This is a genomic window from Bacillus paramycoides (assembly GCF_001884235.1).
GTDB classification, from domain to species: Bacteria; Bacillota; Bacilli; order Bacillales; family Bacillaceae_G; genus Bacillus_A; species Bacillus_A paramycoides.
On the sequence record NZ_MAOI01000079.1, the window covers coordinates 89,794 to 107,370 of the forward strand.

Here is a 17,577-nt window from a genome sequence, read left to right on the forward strand (position 1 = left end):
AAAACGTTTTATTAAAAAGGTGGAAGAAAACCACTATTAAAATTTCAATCTTAAAAATTAATTTGAAAATGACTTTATAGATAATGAACATTAAAAACGGGAAAAATAGCTAGGAGGAATTTATCATGACGGATTGGTTTCAATTAGATAAAGAATATATTATGCCTACGTATTGTCGTACGGAGGTTGCGATAGAAAGAGGAGAAGGCTGTAAACTGTATGATGTGAACGGGAAAGAATATTTAGATCTATTTTCTGGTGTGGGTGTGAATTTATTAGGCTACAATCATCCAAACATTGTGCAAACTACATTAGAACAAGTTACGAAATGCTTGCATCTTCCATTCCATTTTTTAAATCCAGTTGCGATTGAATATGCAGAGAAATTAGTTGATTATACTTTGCAAAATGGTAAGGTCTTCTACACAAACTCTGGTACTGAGGCTACAGAAACGACTTTAAAATTAATTGATAAATATAGAACTATAACAAACGAAGAACGTGACGGAGTAGTTGTATTGAAAGGTAGTTTTCACGGAAGAACATTAGGCGCACTTCACTTTACAAGACAAGAAAGTATATATCAAAACTTCCCGAAAACATCCATTCCTGTATATGAAGTGGAACGAGAAAATTTAGAAGAACTAGAAAAAACGATTATTAATGAAAATCCAATTGCAATTATGCTAGAGCCTGTATTAGGAAGTGGCGGGATCTATCCTTTATCAAGTGAATATGTAAATGGCGTTCAACATCTGTGTGAGCAATATAATGTAATTCTAATTGTTGATGAAGTACAAAGTGGTATGGGCAGAACAGGGAAATTATTTGCGTATCAAAACTTCAATATTACACCAGACATTATTCAATTTGGTAAAGGGGCAGGAGGCGGGATACCGCTAGGAGGAATCATTGTAGGTGAAAAGTTATGTAATGTATTTTCACCAGGAGATCATGGAACAACATTTGCTCATTCATCTATGGGAACGGCTTTAGGATTAACGGTATTAAAAACATTAATTGATGAGGGTTTAATGCAAGAAGCTTATGAAACGTCACTATACTTAAATGACAAACTTCAAGAAATTCAGAAAGAAAATTCGTATCTCATTAAGGAAGTACGTCACTCTGGAATGATGTTTGGAATTAGTTTGAATGATACGAATGAAAACGTAAAGAAATTACAGTTAGCGTTATTGGATAGAGGGATGTTAGTTGATGTTACGCAAGGGAATATCATTCGTTTACTTCCGCCATATATTATTACGAAAGAAGAGATTGATACATTTGTTAATGAGTTTATTTCCTGTATTCATAGATTGTCAGCTATAGCAAGTGTTTGATTTCTATGTATAATATTTTCACTACAATAAATTAATTGTTTGTGACGATTAGAATGTCAAAAGTAACTTGTTTTCAATTCACATAAAAGGAGATTAGGGGAGAAAATCATTGATTTATGTTCTCTCACGCACTATAAAATATAATAAATGTAAAGCTTGAAAAAGGCACTAATATAGTGTCTTTTCTTATTTTAAAGTACTTATTTCCTTAATCAAGGAAAGCATCTCATTGGACAAATAATTAATTATGTGAAACAATAATAACAGATAAGGAGACGTTGCTTTTCCTTAAGTGCTTCGTATTGAATTTATTCTAGTAAGAGAAGGTGTGCTTAAAGAAGATAAATTAAATAAGGAGCTGTTTTACTATATGCAACAAAATAATGATTTAAATTTTGAACCTCAAGACGTTAATATTGTCAATCCTAAACAGGCTAGGAAAGCAGTTGTTGCTACTGGCATTGGGAATGCAATGGAGTGGTTTGACTTTGGATTATACGCGTATTTAGCGGTAATTTTAAGTCAATTATTCTTCTCAGGTGTGGATAATAGTGGTTTGCAACTTGTGCTAACATTTGGTACATTTGCGGCGGCCTTTCTAGTTCGACCAATTGGAGGTATTTTCTTTGGGAGAATTGGTGATAAATATGGCCGAAAGATTGTTTTAAGTACAACTATTATTTTAATGGCACTATCTACATTATTCATCGCATTACTACCAACCTATGAACAAATTGGTGTATGGGCACCAATACTACTTTTAGTTGCTCGAATGATTCAAGGCTTCTCTACAGGCGGAGAATATTCAGGAGCAATGGTTTATATCGCAGAATCTTCTCCAGATAAAAAGCGTGGTATACTCGGTAGTGGTCTTGAAATAGGGACACTCTCAGGTTACATTGCTGCTTCGGTAATTGTTACCATTTTGACGTTATTATTAACAGATGAGCAAATGCTCAGCTGGGGATGGCGTATTCCTTTCTTAATCGCTGCACCAATCGGTTTGGTCGGCTTATATTTACGACGTCACTTAGATGAATCTCCAATCTTTGAAGAGATGGAAAAAGCGCAAGAGGAATCTGAAGACAATGAACAAATTCCGTTTAGTGATATATTAAAATATCACAAAAAAGACTTCTTATTAAGCACAGTAATTGTTGCCTTCTTTAATATTACAAACTATATGATCCTTTCATATATTCCTTCTTATCTAACACAAGTATTAAAAGTCAAAGAAACAACTGGCTTATTAATCATTTCAATTACGATGGCACTTATGATTCCACTGGCACTTTACTTCGGTAAATTAAGTGATAAAGTTGGTAATAAGCGTGTAGTACAAATCGGTTTAATTGGTTTAACATTATGCTCAATTCCAGCGTTTTTATTAATAGGGAATGGACATATTGCAGCCATATTTGCAGGTGTTTTCGTTTTAGGTTTCTTCCTAAGTGTTTATGAAGGAACATTACCATCGTTATTACCAGCACTCTTTTTCACCGATGTACGTTATCGTGCACTTTCAATCTCCTTTAATATATCTGTATCCATATTCGGTGGGACAACACCACTTGTATGTTCATACTTAGTTCATGCTACTGGTAACCCGCTCGCACCAGCATTTTATTTAACAGGTGTAAGTGTAATTGGATTAATTGTATTTAGTGTACTATTTGTCACAACATCAGGACGTGCATTAAAAGGATCTTATCCTACAGTAGAATCGAAAAAAGAAGCACACCTAATCGCTAAAGAAGATCCTGAAGAAACACTTTGGTGGCATGAAGAATCTTTAGAAATTGCAGAAGAGCGAAAAGCATAAATTGTGAAAAGCAACGTGGACTTTTACACAAAAAGACTCCTAGTTTAATAGGAGTCTTTTTGTATGTATCAAAACTTAAATTTATTCATTTTCTCTTCTTCTTCAAACTCTTCTGATACGCATAAAGCTTATGAACCTCTTCCTTGAATTCATGCAGAAGTACAGTGTTTTCACCATTTGAGTAACGTACTGCATTATACGCATCTATAATGATATGCCTCTGAATATTTACACCTTCTTCATCATTAATTCTCTCTAGCCAAGCTTCAACTGTTTCTCCTCGTTCACGGTTTAAAGGAGGGGATAACTTACTCTCAAGTTTGAAAATTTCTTTCCGAATTTCGTTATGTGGTGGTTTATTTCGCTTCATTCGTTTTTGGCTAATTCCTTCTTTATCAGTAATGATTGTAGATTCGAAGACTGGCATGTTTGCTAAGCTCAAATATTTTCGTTTTTTTACTATTTTCCAAACGACGTAAAAAGCGATGGTTGTACAAACTATTATTGTAATGCTATTTATGAGTATTGGGTCAAAGTCAGGAAGTTTTTTCCCATCTTCAATGTTAGGTTTTAATAGATGCCCTTTATTTGCCCAAACTCCTTCTGTATCTTTCATTTCAGCTGCTATTAGTAATGGATTTATAGCATAACCAAACCCTAAAGCAACTGCTTGTATGATGTAAGAAAAAATAAGCCGAATATAAGGGAATACCGGAATAAGTAAAGCACTAATTATTCCAATAGTAATGATAGAAGCGAAACGTAATAGTTGTTGTTTGCGATTGGCCCCAGTTAGCCAAAATGTAATCATAATGTGCAAAGCTAATAATAACAATTTCCATAATGGAGGAAATGGTGCATAAAATATAGCTGAAACGACAAACCATACAATGCCGCCTAACGATTTTTGAACTGGATATCCAGGTCCGACCGCGTGTACGATAAAGAAGAAAAGCGGTAACATAATTGTGCCAAAAAGAGAAAATGGTAGTGTTAAAGAACAACCGACTATTTGAGCAACTAACAGTATTACAAATCCTGTTGTTTTTTTCTTCATAAATTTATTAATAAGAAGTACTCCTGCATAACCGGTCGCTAAAAATATAGCAATACCAACTAATTCATCCCTTTCTGTTAATAACGAAAGGAGAAGGAGCAGAATAAAGTCATTAATGTGATAGAGCCAAGTTTTCAACTGGTTCCACCATCCCTTCGTTATTAATGAGAAACGTAGGCTGCGATAGAAGAGGGATCTCATTCTTCTGCAAGCCAATGTAAATCAATGTAGATGATCGCGCTCTTTTTCTAGTGACATAATTAAGGAATCCTTGTTTCGGAAGTAACGTACTATCATCTGAAATACGTGCTAATTCCTCTAACGTCTTTGCGTAATGCGTTTGTCCGTCGTTTAAAGGTAAGTGCAATGGGCCACCTTCTGCTAAAATACTAATAAATAATTCAAATGGAATTTGATGCTTCGTTGCGAATTGACAAATGTACGTTGTAAATGAAATAAGGTCTTCTACATTCTCTTTCCAACCAAACCCACGATCAGCAGCTAAAGAAAGACAAATCGTCCAACTATAATTTTTTACAGGTTCATATTGCTTCGCCTGTAACGCCTGCATTTTAGCAGATGCTTTCCAATGAATAGAGCGAAAAGACTCACGTTCATATCGTTTAACACCGATAATAGATGTTTCATCATTGTAAAAAGAAAAATTCGTTCGATAAGAACCATTTAATAGTTGCTGAAGTTCTTGTAAACCCGCTACTTCTTTAGGAGAAGGGTATACTATAATTTCAGTTTTTAACTTATCGAAAACAGGTAAATGTACAGTTAATAAATGAAAAGGGTCTTTTAATACACATTCGAACTGTTCAATTTGAAACACACCACGTTCCGTTGCAGTTAATGTTAAATCCCATTTTTGTGCTGAATGAGCAGGTTGTGAAAATGGGAAAGAGAATAACGTTTTTGATATTTGTTCAATTCCTTGATCTTTATGCGGTATAAGGGACGAATTTAAATGAAAATAACAAACGCCGTTAACAAGTGGTATATTTGCCCCATTTTTTAAATGGATATAAAACTGTCCAGACTCATCAGGGAAAAGCCGAGTAGTTTGCTTCTCATTTATAACTTGAAATTTTTTCTCTATGTAAGCGACATATTTATAAATAAAAATCGCAAATAAATAGTAGAAGAAAAAGAGAAACATAATAATTCGTTGCGGCAGAAAAAACGTAAATAGTATAGCGCCTGGCACAGTTAATTGAATAATATGGAGTTGAAAAAATAAAGGTACAGTTACAACGCGCTGTCCATTCATGCTTGCTCAATCTCCACAGGTACGTCAACTTCTTTTAAAATCCTTTGCATGATTTCATTTTTTGTTGTACGTAAAGCTCCTTCCATTGACAAGACGATACGATGATTCCAAACGGAAGGAACTAAAAATTGTATATCTTCAGGTATGCAATATTCTCTACCGCGTAAAAAGGCTAGTGCTTGAACTGCGCGTACTAAAGCTAATGTGGCACGCGGACTTACACCGTTAGCGATGTAATCGTGATTTCGGGTCGCATGAGCAAGTTTAATAATGTAGTGTTCTAACGGTTCTGATACAAACACTTCTTTCACCTGTTGCTGTGCTTTTAAAATATCTTCTAAAGAAATGATAGATGTAACGCTTTCTAACGGTGTGTTATTGCGAAAACGGCGCATCATTTTTAACTCATCTTCAGGAGCCGGATAACCAATAGAAATCGTCATTAAAAAGCGATCAAGCTGCGCATCTGGAAGAGGGAAAGTTCCTTGTGATTCAATCGGATTTTGCGTCGCAATAACAAAGAACGGTTTCGGAAGAGGAGTAGACTGCTTTTCTAGAGTTACTTGTCGTTCTTCCATCGCTTCTAACAAACTAGACTGAGTTCTCGGCATCGCGCGGTTAATTTCATCCGCAAGTAATATGTTTGTCACGACTGGTCCGAGTCTTAACTCGAATTCACTCGTTTTCGGATTGAAATACTCAATACCAGTTACATCACTCGGTAGTACATCAGGTGTAAATTGAACACGAGAAAAACTACCACCAATGCTTTTTGAAATTGTTTTAGCTAGTAATGTTTTCCCGGTGCCAGGTACATCTTCAAGTAGTACGTGTCCGTCAGCAAGCAGTGAAACGATGAGTAAATCAATAACATTCTCCTTACCGACAAAAACAGATCCTATATTTTCTTTTAATTTATTTATCACATGTATCATTCCTTTCAAAATAAAAGCGGATATTTCTATATTTTAACAAATCATTCAGAAAATTGGTATTATTTTTTAATTCAAAGAAATAGATATTAAAAGAAGATGATTCCGTATGTGTAGTAGACGGAATCATCTTCTTTCATTATTATCTAAATTCATTTTGTTCACTCTTTTTTATATAATAAAAAACATATAATTAAGGCGTAGAACTAAGAGCGAAGTAATCCTAACAAAATCATAAATGACAACGAAGCTGTTAAGTAACAAAAAAGTAGTCATTTGAAATATAATAAGGCGCCAGCCATGCTATTTAATAATCGGACCAAATTGTTGAGTAACGTTTTTGATAATGTTTTAGATTTATGTTAGTAACATCATGGAAGTTGTTAAGGTTTTCACTTAAAGAAAATATAAGGTGAGTAGGATTTGTTTCTAAACCAATTTACATTTGTTTGGGAATTTAAATGAAAATAGAACCATATAAAATTATGAAGGGAGGAGAGTCATAAAATGCAGAGTATGAACAATTATTTTCGGGCGCGTGCGAGTATGGTGTACATGATGACTAATAATGAAGTGATGAATTCCATTATTGCTTTTCACATGGACACGAATGGAATGCTCACCTTTGTGGGTTCTTATCCAACATACGGAAGAGGTACTGGTATAAAGGAGGTTTCTACAGAAACGGCAAATGATGGTATAGATCCCCTAGCATCACAAGGTTCTCTGACTTTGTCCCGTGATGGTCGTTTCCTATTTGCAGTTAACGCAGGCAGTCATAGTATCAGTAGTTTTATCATAGCAGATAACGGGGTACCGGTTTTCGTGGATGTAAAACCATCAGGAGGTGCTCAACCGAATAGCATTGGTGTGTATGGTAATCTTCTCTATGTCTCCAATGTAGGTTATGCTGCAAACAATTTTGCATCAAATATTACTGGTTTTCACATAGATGATAAAGGAAATCTTACTCCTATTCCAGGATCTACTCATGCTCTCAGTACCTTCAATGCGCAGCCGGCACAGGTTCTCTTCACTCCGGATGGTAGTAAAATCGTTGTTTCCGAGCTTACATCAAACCATCTCAGTGTATTCCATGTAAATAAAAATGGTACGGTTACAGGACCAATTGTTAATAATTCTTACGGTAAAGGCCCATTGGGAGCTTATTTTCTATCGTCTGGAATTCTCTTAGTTACAGAAGCAGTTTCAAATGCACTGTCATCTTATTCATTGAGTAACGACGGTACCCTTCATGTAATCAGCGGCTCTGTACCAAACGGATATAAAACTGCTTGTTGGGTTATAACAACGAAAGATGAACGTTTTGCCTACACTACCAACACTTTAAGTGGCACCATTTCCACCTACCAAATTGCCCCGAATGGAGCACTGTCGGTAGTAAGGCATATTACTAGTACACCGCCGGGTACAGCACCAGGTCTTCCGATGGATGTTGGAGTGAGTAAAGATGGACGGCATTTTTACACCCTTAATGGAAATCAGGCTACAGTGTCAGTATTTAATATTCAAAGTGATGGTAGTCTAGTAAGGTTGCAGGTTGTTGCTTCATCCAATGTGCCTTACTTTGGGTCGCAAGGCTTAGCTGTTCTTTAATTCTATTGGGTACAATATGACGGTGTATGAATAGTAGACATGTAGATGAATTATGAACCTTTGACTAAAAATCAAATGTTTACCTTACTTACGTAAAACGGAAAAACCCCCTATAGAAAATTGATAGGGGGTAGGGAAAATGTTTAAGAGAAAGACTGATTTTGAGCCGGCTTAATAAATTGTTCAGGATTTTCAACAAGCCCGCACACAGCACATTGGACGCGGTAAGTTGGTCCTTGATAAGCCATATGAAAGGCATTCATCGTTTCATTTGTGTATTCTTCTTCTACTTGACCAGTTTGCGGATTTAATTTTACTGGTTTTACTTGTTGCTCAAGAATATTAAAGCGAGTTCGGTTCGTTTTACAGCTTGGACATAGCATTGGTTCCATATGTATACACCTCCATTTGTAGCATTTCTTAAATGGTATGAATTTATGCACATAGTTTTATGGCCATGTAGAAAAAAACTTTCTCAACATAAATAGGTATATATTATATTTAAAATTCAGAAAAAATAAAATATAATATATGTAAGAACTGGTTATGTCCAAACCAAATCTCCTGTTTTATGCCAATAAGCTGGGGGCCGAGAAATCGGCCTCATTTTTTTGCGTTCGACTCTATAAAGAACAAGGTTATTTTGTAACATTTGTCGAATTTTTAGAGGTGAATGTAAAAGGGGGATTACTATGAATTTAAAGATGAAATACATAATTTTATATGTAGAAAAATTTGAGGAATGTTTAAGATTTTATAAAGATGTTTTACATTTACCAATAAGAGCAGAACACGGTACATATATTGAATTTGAGACTGGATCTACAATTTTAGCGATGAATACACGAGAGGATGTTAAGGAGTTAACAGGACTACCTCTTACAGAAGGTGTGCTACAATCTTCTCATTTTGAGTTAGGGTTTGTTGTAGAGGATGTAAAGGAAACGATTGAGAAGTTAAAAGAACAAGGGGTAAAAGTTTTAGTTGAGCCAATTGTAAAACCGTGGGGACAAACAATAGCTTACATAGCCGATCCAGATGGTAATTATATTGAAATTTGTAGTTCATTAGAATAGAAGGAGAAAAAGAGGATGGAGTTTCCAAAATTAGAAACAGAGCGTTTACTATTAAGAGAACTTACACTGTTAGATGCAGAAACAATGTTCCATTATTTTTCAAAAGAATCCGTTATTCGTTATTTCGGAATGGACTCTTTTGAAAATATTGAGCAAGCGAAAACGACAATTCAAACGTTTAGAAAGCGTTATGAAGAAGGAAGTGTATTTCGCTGGGGAATAGAGAAGAAAGGCACGGATCAGTTAATTGGTACGTGTGGGTTTCATTTAATTAACAATCATCATAACCGAGCTGAAATTGGTTATGAGCTAGATGATACATATTGGGGGCAAGGATACGCAACAGAAGCACTACAAGCAATGTTAGCTTACGGGTTTGAAAAGTTGAACTTCATAAGAATTGCCGCTGTCGTATATATAGAAAATGAAGCTTCCCGTAATTTATTAAAAAAAGCAGGGTTTCAAGAGGAAGGATTACTTCGAAAATATATGATTCAAAATGATGTTGCTCATGACACGGTCGTTTATTCACTATTAAAAGAAGATTGGCAAAAGTGATGAGCACAAGTGAAATAATGAAAGTTATTAAGAAACATAAAGATGAGCGATTTATTTTAGGTATAGATGGTCTAAGTCGTTCGGGTAAAACAACATTGGTTAAAGAATTGGAAGAAGATATGAAGCAAAGTGGAATCCCGTTTCATATCTTCCATATTGATGATCACATAACCGAGCGTAACAAGCGATATAATACTGGATTTGCAGAGTGGTATGAGTACTACAACCTTCAATGGGATATAGAGTGGTTGCAGCAAAACTTTTTTTGGAAGTTACAAAGCAATATACAAATAGAGTTGCCTTTCTATCATGATGAAACAGACTCATGTGAAATGAAAGAAATACAGCTTCCTTTAGTAGGTGTAATAATTGTTGAAGGTGTTTTTCTTCAGCGAAAAGAATGGAGAGAGTTCTTTCATTATATGGTGTATTTGGATTGTTCAAGAGAGACAAGGTTTCTTCGCGAGAGTGAGGAAACGCAGCAGAACCTTTCAAAGTTTCAAAATAGGTATTGGAAAGCTGAAGATTATTATATGGAAATGGAATTACCGAGGAAGAGGGCGGATTTAGTAATACGCCATATGTAACAATGTAAGTAAGTACAAAATAGAAGGTGTATAAAATGAATATATTATGGGATTTTGACGGGACGTTATTTGATACATATCCTGCATATACAATGATGCTTTCTGAAATATTAGGTGATGCAGTAGATAAACAAGAAATATACAAAAACTTAAAAATATCATATTCCCACGCAATTCAGTATTACAATATTTCATATGATCAGGAACAAAAGATTAAGATTTTGAAGAAAAAATTTACTCCAAAAGATATGAAACCTTTTGCAGGTGTTGAAGAGGTTTTGAAATTTGCGGATAAAAATGTAATTATGACCCATAAACATAGGGCGGGAGTTATGGAGATTTTACAGTATTACGGCTTGGACAAATACTTCGCTGATATGGTTACAATTGACGATGGTTTTCCGCGAAAACCGAGCTCTTTAGCTTATGATCATTTACATAAAAAGCACAATATTGATCTAGCAATTGGAGATAGAGAGTTAGATCTATTACCTGCAAAGGAATTAGGCATTTCAACATGTATGTTTCAAGGTAAATGTGATGTAGCGGACTATTCTTTATCTCATTACTCTGAGTTTTTTAAGGTAGTTATTGATAGGGAGTTTTCATAAAAGAGTATGTGTTTGTTACAGACTGTATCTTTAGTTTAAAAGGTACAGTCTGTATGTTTTAGAGTTATTACTTTTTTATGAGATGATTATTTAAATTCTATACACTTCAATACGTTCTTTCCCCCATGTATCATGCAAGTTATTAATATGTACTAATTGCCACGGATTAAAGAATGATTGTCCATCTTTATTAAAGAAATAGCCATCACCTACATAATAAGAAGCATGTATTATATTGTTTCCTTCATTTCTCCATACAAGGATATCTTTAGGTTGTAAAAAGTCTAATGAAATTGATTTTAACCTATAATTTTTTACGTCTAAACCTTTTAGAAAACTATAATCATGGACCCATTTTGTAATAATCCATTGTACTTCGGAATGTTCGCTACGTATACTCGCTAAAGTTGATGCAAAACAGTTTGGTCCATTTGTAGTTGTAAAAGTATTAAAATATGGAGCGATATGTGGGAACTGTTCTTTAAATGTTTTAATTTGATTTTCATTTAATGAATTTTGATAAACAAATTGTCTCGCTAATAGAAGTAGAAATTTATATTTAAATTCTTTATGTAAGTTATCCCATAGCGTTTTTTGCATACTGATATATTGCTTCGAATTGTGTTCAAATGAATAAAGAGATAAATATTGTATTATAGAATTTCTTATTGAAACAAAATGGATATCTTGTAGTACAAGTTCAATAAAATCCCATTCATAAATTGAACCGCTATTAACTTCAAGTTGAGTTTGAAATATAATTTGGCGTGTCGCATTGTCTAATTGTGTAATCACATTAGGATTTGCTACACAAATTAAATTAACGTCTTTATGGATATTCCATATTTGATAGCTATTTCTATTATCAATATTGTTAAAAATAGAATGATTGAAAAACTCCTGCTTAGTCATAAATAAGGTATTAGTAGTAAAATGCTTTACTATACATTCATTTTTAGCAGGAAAAAAGAATAAATCATATTCAGGTAGGAATTGTTCTATCCATTTATTTAGTATATCTGTTTCTATATGTATACTAGTCATTAAAATCACCTCTAGTTTGTATTCTATAATGGTAGTTTAAATGCCTTTTCAGTTTGAGGGAAAAAGGATATTAACTATCATTATATTTGAAAATATAGGGAATATTATTCATTATTTGTAAGGGATCATGATATTCTAATGGTAGATTTCTATAAAGTGAGTGATCATATGAGTATTTTCATTTTAGAAGATGATATCATACAAGCGCAGCAAATGAAGCGGTTAGTTGAGGAGATTTGCGAAAAATATATGTTAGCTTTTGATTTTATTGAGGTAACTAGCAAAAGTGAAAACATTATTAATAACATTTCAAGGGCGACTTATGTCCCAATTTATTTTTTGGATATAGAGATAAAAAGAGAAGAGCGTAAAGGTTTACAAGTGGCACAAGAAATAAGAAAGTATGATACGCAAGGGATTATTGTGTTTGTAACGACGCATTCTGAATTTGCACCTATTTCATATCAATATATGGTATCAGCATTAACTTTTATTGATAAAGGATTGCCATATGAAGAGCGATACAAAGTTTTTGAACAATGTTTGCTTCAATATGAGGCGCGCAATAAGGCTGCTATTCCCAATGACGATTTTATCGTTGAAAATAATAATGCGACTGTGCGAGTACCATTTCAAGAAATCGAATATATTATGACCGATGAACCACATCGTTTAGCATTAGTGACGTTAGATCGTATCGTTTATTTTTACGGGACATTAAAGGAGATTGAAATAATAGATGAACGTTTATTTCGTTGTCATCAATCATATATCGTAAATACGAAGCAAATGTCTTCTTACGATGCGAAGCAAAAAATGATGATTTTAAAAAGCGGGAAGCGTATTCCAGTATCACGTCGTTTAGTGAGTAAAGTACGTAAAATGTTAAAGGGTGAGATGTAATGTATATTTATGATTTATTTGCACTGCTACTTACTAGTATGAGTCATACATTCTTATACATTCAATTAATCCGATACAACAGATTATCATATAGAATGTTAGCAGTTTTAAGTGCTGTATTTATTATTTTGCTTGCAATTGTCGTAACAGTAACGAGATATCCAGAGTTAAATAGTACAATTGTGTTATTTCTAATAAGTTTAGGGTTAATGCAAAATGAATTGAAATTTAAGCATAATTTATATTTTGCACTAGTTAGTATGGTTGTTATTACATTGGTGAAAATGTTGTGTTTAGAATTAGGTATGAAGTTATTTATGTTAACACCATTTAATTTATATTTATGGACAGGGAGTATCATACATCTTTGCGTGTCGTTAGTTATTTTTGTCGGTATTATAGTAGCCCGTAAACAAATTCAAAAGATTGCGCAGTATATTGTAGGAAGTCCGCTTTATTATATTAGTTACGCTTTGCTAATTATAGGGTTTATGATTGAATTAATTTTGACGAGTCCATCCAATGATTTTTTAGCAAATTTAAATCAACAATATGGTGAATTGAGTTTCATTTCAGCAATTATATTGTTCTTAGTATTACTACTTATTGTATTACTGAGTTCGCATTTAGCGAAAGAAAAATTGGTAGAAGAACATGAAAAAAGGTTAGATAAAGAGTTACTCGAATATGTGGAGAAGTTAGAATCAATGCATGATGAACTGGCTAGTTTTCGCCATGATTATATAAATGTGTTACTTGCGTTAGAAGAGGGTATACGCACAAAAAATGTGAACGAAATCGAGCAAGTGTATTATGACGTTATTACTCCGACTTTAAAATTAATAAATGATCATGAACTTGATATTGCGAAATTATCTCGTATTCATATTCCAGAAGTAAAAAGTGTATTAAGAGCGAAAGTTGGTACTGCCCAGCAACAACAAATAAAAGTAATGCTTGATATTCCGGGGGAAATTGAAACGGTTTCGATGTCTATCGTTTCATTTATTCGTATCATTTCAGTTTTATTAGACAATGCAATTGAAGAAGCGGTACATAGTGAGGAAAGGGTACTGCAAATTGCCTTTTTTGAAATGGATGCTGAGCAATATTTTGTTGTACGTAATAGCTCCCATTATAATGAGATTGATTTACAAAAAATTTATGAGAAAAACTATTCGAGTAAAGAAGGGGACAGAGGATATGGGTTATTCTCATTAAAACGTATTATAAATAAAACGAATAATGCAACGTTAGAAACAACGTATACGAGTCCTTATTTCACGCAAACTTTCATACAAAAAAAGATAACCATTTATGATGGAAATCAAACCGAATAAGAAATAACTACATACTTTCTTCACTCGTTTTTATACACTTCAAGTAAGAGGTGAAACGAGATGAATGGTCTTATTTTTACAGCGTTTATAAGTATCGGATTACCGCTTGTTGCACTTTTATATGCTTTTTGGAAGAAACGCTATATCCCGTATATGTTCGGAGTATTGGCTTTTGTTGTATCACAAGTTTTAATCCGAATACCATTACTGAATTATTTAAATGGAAATAGCACAGGTTTTCAAATGTTTAGTGTTATGCAGCCTATATTATTTGTTATTGTGCTTAGTTTATCAGCTGGTATTTTTGAAGAGACAGCTCGTTTTATCGCAATGCGTTATTTTATGAAACAACGAGATTGGCAGTCTGGTTTTTTATTCGGAGCAGGGCACGGCGGTATTGAGGCGGTGTTGATAGTTGGTATCCCGGTAATATCTCTATTATTGTCACAAACAGTCATTCAAAATGGTGACAGTTATTATATCGGTGGTATTGAGCGCATTTTTGCGATGGTATTACATGTTGGGCTTTCCTTCATTGTATTGCAAGCTGTTGTCCAAAAGAAATTTCGTTATGTTGTATATGCAATTTTCATCCATGGGACTGTAAATGCATTAGCTAGCATTATACCGCTATATGTATCAGGGAAAAGGGGGATAATTGCTGCAGAAGTTTCAATAGCAATTTGTGCTTTACTTGTATTTAGTTATAGTTTTCTTTTAAAAAGAAAGGGTGTATTAAAATGAAGAGAATGTTACTCATTATTATAAGTGCTATCGCGGCCTTCGCACTTGCAGCATGTACGGGTAATAAAGTAGATGAAAGCACTTCAAAAAAATTCATTCCGAAAGCGGAAGAAATTGTAACGTTATTAAATGAAGCTAAGTATAAAGAAGTACATGAAAAATTTGATAGCAAGATGAAAACAACATTATCAGAGAAGAAAATGAAAGATCTTACTCCTGTAATTGAAAAAGCTGGTACATTCGAAAAGATCGAAAAAAAGTCGATTGAAGAAAAAGATGGTTTATATACTGTTGTTCTTGTAGCGAAATATAGTAAAGAACAACGTACCTTCATCGTAACTTATAATGATAAAGAAGAAATAGCAGGGTTGTATATTAAGTAGTAGGTGAATGACAGATAAAGTGATCGTACTTACTTTATCTGTTTTTTTGTTTTTACCAATTTTTAGTTGTTCGTACTAATATTAACTCATATGTATAAAGGAGGGGGGATTACGTTGAATACCGAAATAGTTCCCAAAAAGAAGTACAGTATAATAAGCTATATATCTTTACTCATCGGCATTATGTGTGTTTTATTCGTTTTTATAACTCCAACGAGAATAGCGAATGCCGGAAATATAGTTGGAGATTATATAACGATTGCTCTTACAGGTGCAGGTATTATACTTTCAACAATTGGAATTACGAAGAAAACGGAGAAAAAGGTAATTCCTATAATTTCTTTAATACTGTCCTCATCATTTATTATATTTTGGATAATCGCAATTATTTTAGTATTGACTGGTCAAGTTAGCTTTGCACCGTAATGAGCAATAAAAAGAGTCCTTCATTATATAGAAGGACTCTTTTTATTCGGTATCTTCAGGTTGATATTCTAAAATATCTCCAGGTTGGCATTCTAATGCTTTACAAATAGCATCTAAAGTTGAAATTCTAATTGCTTTTGCTTTTCCATTTTTTAGTATAGAAAGGTTAGCCATTGTAATTCCAACCTTCTCTGAAAGTTCAGTTACGCTCATTTTTCTTTTCGCCAGCATTACATCAATATTTACTATAATTGCCATGTTATTCACCTCAGACCGTTAAATCATTTTCTGATTTTATATCTATAGCATCTTTTAATAGCCTTTGGAGAACGGCAGCAAAGACTGCGATAACCATTGAAGCAAAGATTAGGAGCATTCCAAGTATAATAATACTCGGTGCGTCAGCTCTCTCCGCCACGAGATAGAAGAGTGGCATGCCTACCACATATAAAATACTGATTGTTACTGCGCAGTATTTTATCTTCTTTAAAGCTCTAACAGATAATTTCGAGAAAGCGTTATTTTTGTCAATGAAGCTTACAAGTTTAAAAGCTTGATACAGAGCTAAATAAAAAGGTATCACCGTTGCATACAGATTGATTAAAACAAGATATTTTATAGATGCAATATCGGGATACAATTCCGCTGCATAATTCCCTATTTTAGGAACTAAAAATATACATAAAGCAAGAACAGGGATTCCGATAAGAATAATAGCGGTCTTTAAAAAGAGTGTTGATCCTTGTTTCATATAAAGCACCTCATTTAAATATTATCTATTTAATCTAACATGATATTTATCGTTTAACAATAAATCTTTATTTATTTTAATCGTGTTTATATTGTTAAGCAAATTTGAATTTAAATGAAGATAATCGTTCCCTCTTTCTGTAAATGATGTTATGTTAAAAGTAATAATCAATCCTTTCTTATAATAAGAGTTTTTAGAAAATCTATATTTTGCGTAATTTGAAGAGGTGTTAATGAAATGAAATCGTATACACAATTTGAACGAAGAAAATACATACTAGATGAGTTAGAAAAGTATAACCGAGTTATGGTAAATGATTTAGCGAAAGTATTAAATGTTACAACGGAAACGATACGAAGAGATTTAGATATGATGCATAAGGAAGGGACGCTTACTAAAATACATGGTGGTGCACTTAAGAAAAAAGATCAAACACTAGAATTTCATTTTAATAAACGTCGATCTGAGAATATTGAAGAAAAACGAAAAATTGCAATGGAAGCAAGTAAACTCGTAGAAGATAATGATATTATCGCAATTGAAATTGGGACAACTACAATGCAAATTTTAGATTACATACACGATAAAAAGAATTTGACGATTTTAACAAACTCCATACCAGCTGTAAATAAAATTATTGAGCTTAAAGAACAATATGATTCCTTTGATTGTAGGTTAATAGTTATTGGTGGAATATTGAATTCAAATTCATTAGCACTATCTGGTGAAATGACGTTAAACTATCTTGATCATTTCACTGTTAATAAATTATTTGCTTCGTGTGATGGAATTTCATTAGAAAAAGAACTGACATGTTCGTATATTGAAGATGCACAAATATATAAGCAGTTAAAGGACAATGCAAAACAAGTTGTCATGATGGCTGATGAGTCAAAGTTTAATTTAACAAAGTTTTATAAAAGTGGGAATTTTAGCGATATAGATGCATTATATACAAATGCTAAGCTTGATGAAGCGTGGCAAAATGTGTTAACAAGTAATGGGGTTGAAGTAATAACAGTATAGTAAAACAAGAAGAAGACTATTTCTTAGTAAGTTGAGAAATAGTCTTCTTTTTGTTTATATGTTGTTTTATTTTGTTTATAT

General features: G+C 33.4%; 20 protein-coding genes. 13 read left to right on the forward strand and 7 right to left on the reverse strand.

Annotation, left to right across the window (positions count from 1 at the left end):
* Positions 1-125: 125 nt before the first annotated feature.
* Both BAU28_RS16505 and BAU28_RS16510 read left to right on the forward strand, forming a co-directional pair.
* Positions 126-1,343, forward strand: a complete 1,218-nt coding sequence (locus BAU28_RS16505; protein ID WP_071719187.1) for an aspartate aminotransferase family protein — start codon at positions 126-128, stop codon at positions 1,341-1,343.
* 370 nt (positions 1,344-1,713) lie between these two features.
* On the forward strand, positions 1,714-3,165 hold the full coding sequence (locus BAU28_RS16510; protein ID WP_025147888.1) for an MFS transporter: 1,452 nt from the start codon (positions 1,714-1,716) through the stop codon (positions 3,163-3,165).
* A gap of 85 nt (positions 3,166-3,250) precedes the next feature.
* Here BAU28_RS16510 and BAU28_RS16515 read toward each other — a convergent pair whose 3' ends face one another.
* From BAU28_RS16515 to BAU28_RS16525, 3 genes are read right to left on the reverse strand one after another with little or no spacing between them, the layout of a single operon-like run.
* Positions 3,251-4,360 carry a DUF4018 domain-containing protein gene (locus BAU28_RS16515; protein WP_071719188.1) on the reverse strand — a complete coding sequence of 370 codons (1,110 nt, stop codon included), beginning with the start codon at positions 4,358-4,360 and terminating at the stop codon, positions 3,251-3,253.
* Entirely contained in the window at positions 4,335-5,498 is a 1,164-nt protein-coding gene (locus BAU28_RS16520) for a DUF58 domain-containing protein (RefSeq protein WP_071719189.1), read from the reverse strand. Before BAU28_RS16520 ends, BAU28_RS16515 begins: the two co-directional genes overlap by 26 nt.
* Complete coding sequence (locus tag BAU28_RS16525) at positions 5,495-6,424, reverse strand: AAA family ATPase (protein ID WP_071719190.1); 930 nt, start codon at positions 6,422-6,424, stop codon at positions 5,495-5,497. Before BAU28_RS16525 ends, BAU28_RS16520 begins: the two co-directional genes overlap by 4 nt.
* A gap of 513 nt (positions 6,425-6,937) precedes the next feature.
* Here BAU28_RS16525 and BAU28_RS16530 point away from each other — a divergent pair.
* Positions 6,938-8,047: a lactonase family protein gene (locus BAU28_RS16530; RefSeq protein WP_071719191.1), complete on the forward strand. Its 1,110-nt coding sequence runs from the start codon at positions 6,938-6,940 to the stop codon at positions 8,045-8,047.
* Positions 8,048-8,190: 143 nt separating this feature from the next.
* Here BAU28_RS16530 and BAU28_RS16535 read toward each other — a convergent pair whose 3' ends face one another.
* Positions 8,191-8,439 (reverse strand): hypothetical protein, encoded by a 249-nt coding sequence (locus BAU28_RS16535; protein ID WP_000433610.1) that lies wholly within the window; start codon positions 8,437-8,439, stop codon positions 8,191-8,193.
* Positions 8,440-8,739: 300 nt separating this feature from the next.
* On the opposite strand from BAU28_RS16535, the gene BAU28_RS16540 reads away from it, so the two are divergent.
* The 4 genes from BAU28_RS16540 to BAU28_RS16555 are packed head-to-tail and all read left to right on the forward strand — an operon-like array spanning position 8,740 to position 10,879.
* On the forward strand, positions 8,740-9,123 hold the full coding sequence (locus BAU28_RS16540; RefSeq protein ID WP_071719192.1) for a VOC family protein: 384 nt from the start codon (positions 8,740-8,742) through the stop codon (positions 9,121-9,123).
* Positions 9,124-9,138: 15 nt separating this feature from the next.
* Positions 9,139-9,681, forward strand: a complete 543-nt coding sequence (locus tag BAU28_RS16545) for a GNAT family N-acetyltransferase (protein ID WP_071719193.1) — start codon at positions 9,139-9,141, stop codon at positions 9,679-9,681.
* The gene (locus BAU28_RS16550) at positions 9,681-10,268 is read left to right on the forward strand and encodes a kinase (RefSeq protein ID WP_071719194.1); all 588 of its coding nucleotides are present in this window, start codon (positions 9,681-9,683) and stop codon (positions 10,266-10,268) included. The genes BAU28_RS16545 and BAU28_RS16550 overlap by 1 nt, the downstream gene beginning before the upstream one ends.
* Positions 10,269-10,303: 35 nt before the next feature.
* Positions 10,304-10,879: an HAD-IA family hydrolase gene (locus tag BAU28_RS16555; protein ID WP_071719195.1), complete on the forward strand. Its 576-nt coding sequence runs from the start codon at positions 10,304-10,306 to the stop codon at positions 10,877-10,879.
* 90 nt (positions 10,880-10,969) lie between these two features.
* Here BAU28_RS16555 and BAU28_RS16560 read toward each other — a convergent pair whose 3' ends face one another.
* The gene (locus BAU28_RS16560; protein ID WP_071719196.1) at positions 10,970-11,923 is read right to left on the reverse strand and encodes an NlpC/P60 family protein; all 954 of its coding nucleotides are present in this window, start codon (positions 11,921-11,923) and stop codon (positions 10,970-10,972) included.
* A gap of 168 nt (positions 11,924-12,091) precedes the next feature.
* Between BAU28_RS16560 and BAU28_RS16565 the strand changes: the two genes are divergently transcribed.
* From BAU28_RS16565 to BAU28_RS16585, 5 genes are all read left to right on the forward strand, one after another.
* Positions 12,092-12,826 carry a LytR/AlgR family response regulator transcription factor gene (locus BAU28_RS16565; RefSeq protein ID WP_071719562.1) on the forward strand — a complete coding sequence of 245 codons (735 nt, stop codon included), beginning with the start codon at positions 12,092-12,094 and terminating at the stop codon, positions 12,824-12,826.
* Positions 12,826-14,166 (forward strand): GHKL domain-containing protein, encoded by a 1,341-nt coding sequence (locus tag BAU28_RS16570; RefSeq protein WP_071719197.1) that lies wholly within the window; start codon positions 12,826-12,828, stop codon positions 14,164-14,166. The genes BAU28_RS16565 and BAU28_RS16570 overlap by 1 nt, the downstream gene beginning before the upstream one ends.
* 60 nt (positions 14,167-14,226) lie before the next feature.
* Positions 14,227-14,910, forward strand: coding sequence for a YhfC family intramembrane metalloprotease (locus BAU28_RS16575; protein WP_025147903.1), 684 nt, complete (start codon positions 14,227-14,229; stop codon positions 14,908-14,910).
* Complete coding sequence (locus BAU28_RS16580; RefSeq protein ID WP_071719198.1) at positions 14,907-15,293, forward strand: DUF3887 domain-containing protein; 387 nt, start codon at positions 14,907-14,909, stop codon at positions 15,291-15,293. Before BAU28_RS16575 ends, BAU28_RS16580 begins: the two co-directional genes overlap by 4 nt.
* A 114-nt stretch (positions 15,294-15,407) precedes the next feature.
* Complete coding sequence (locus BAU28_RS16585; RefSeq protein ID WP_071719199.1) at positions 15,408-15,719, forward strand: hypothetical protein; 312 nt, start codon at positions 15,408-15,410, stop codon at positions 15,717-15,719.
* 42 nt (positions 15,720-15,761) lie between these two features.
* Here BAU28_RS16585 and BAU28_RS16590 read toward each other — a convergent pair whose 3' ends face one another.
* Both BAU28_RS16590 and BAU28_RS16595 read right to left on the reverse strand, forming a co-directional pair.
* Entirely contained in the window at positions 15,762-15,977 is a 216-nt protein-coding gene (locus BAU28_RS16590) for a helix-turn-helix domain-containing protein (protein ID WP_048374789.1), read from the reverse strand.
* Between the two features lie 10 nt (positions 15,978-15,987).
* Positions 15,988-16,470: a DUF2975 domain-containing protein gene (locus BAU28_RS16595; protein WP_071719200.1), complete on the reverse strand. Its 483-nt coding sequence runs from the start codon at positions 16,468-16,470 to the stop codon at positions 15,988-15,990.
* 237 nt (positions 16,471-16,707) lie between these two features.
* Here BAU28_RS16595 and BAU28_RS16600 point away from each other — a divergent pair, with 237 nt between their 5' ends.
* A complete protein-coding gene (locus BAU28_RS16600) occupies positions 16,708-17,496 on the forward strand; it encodes a DeoR/GlpR family DNA-binding transcription regulator (protein WP_071719201.1) in 789 nt (262 codons plus the stop codon).
* Positions 17,497-17,577 lie beyond the last annotated feature (81 nt).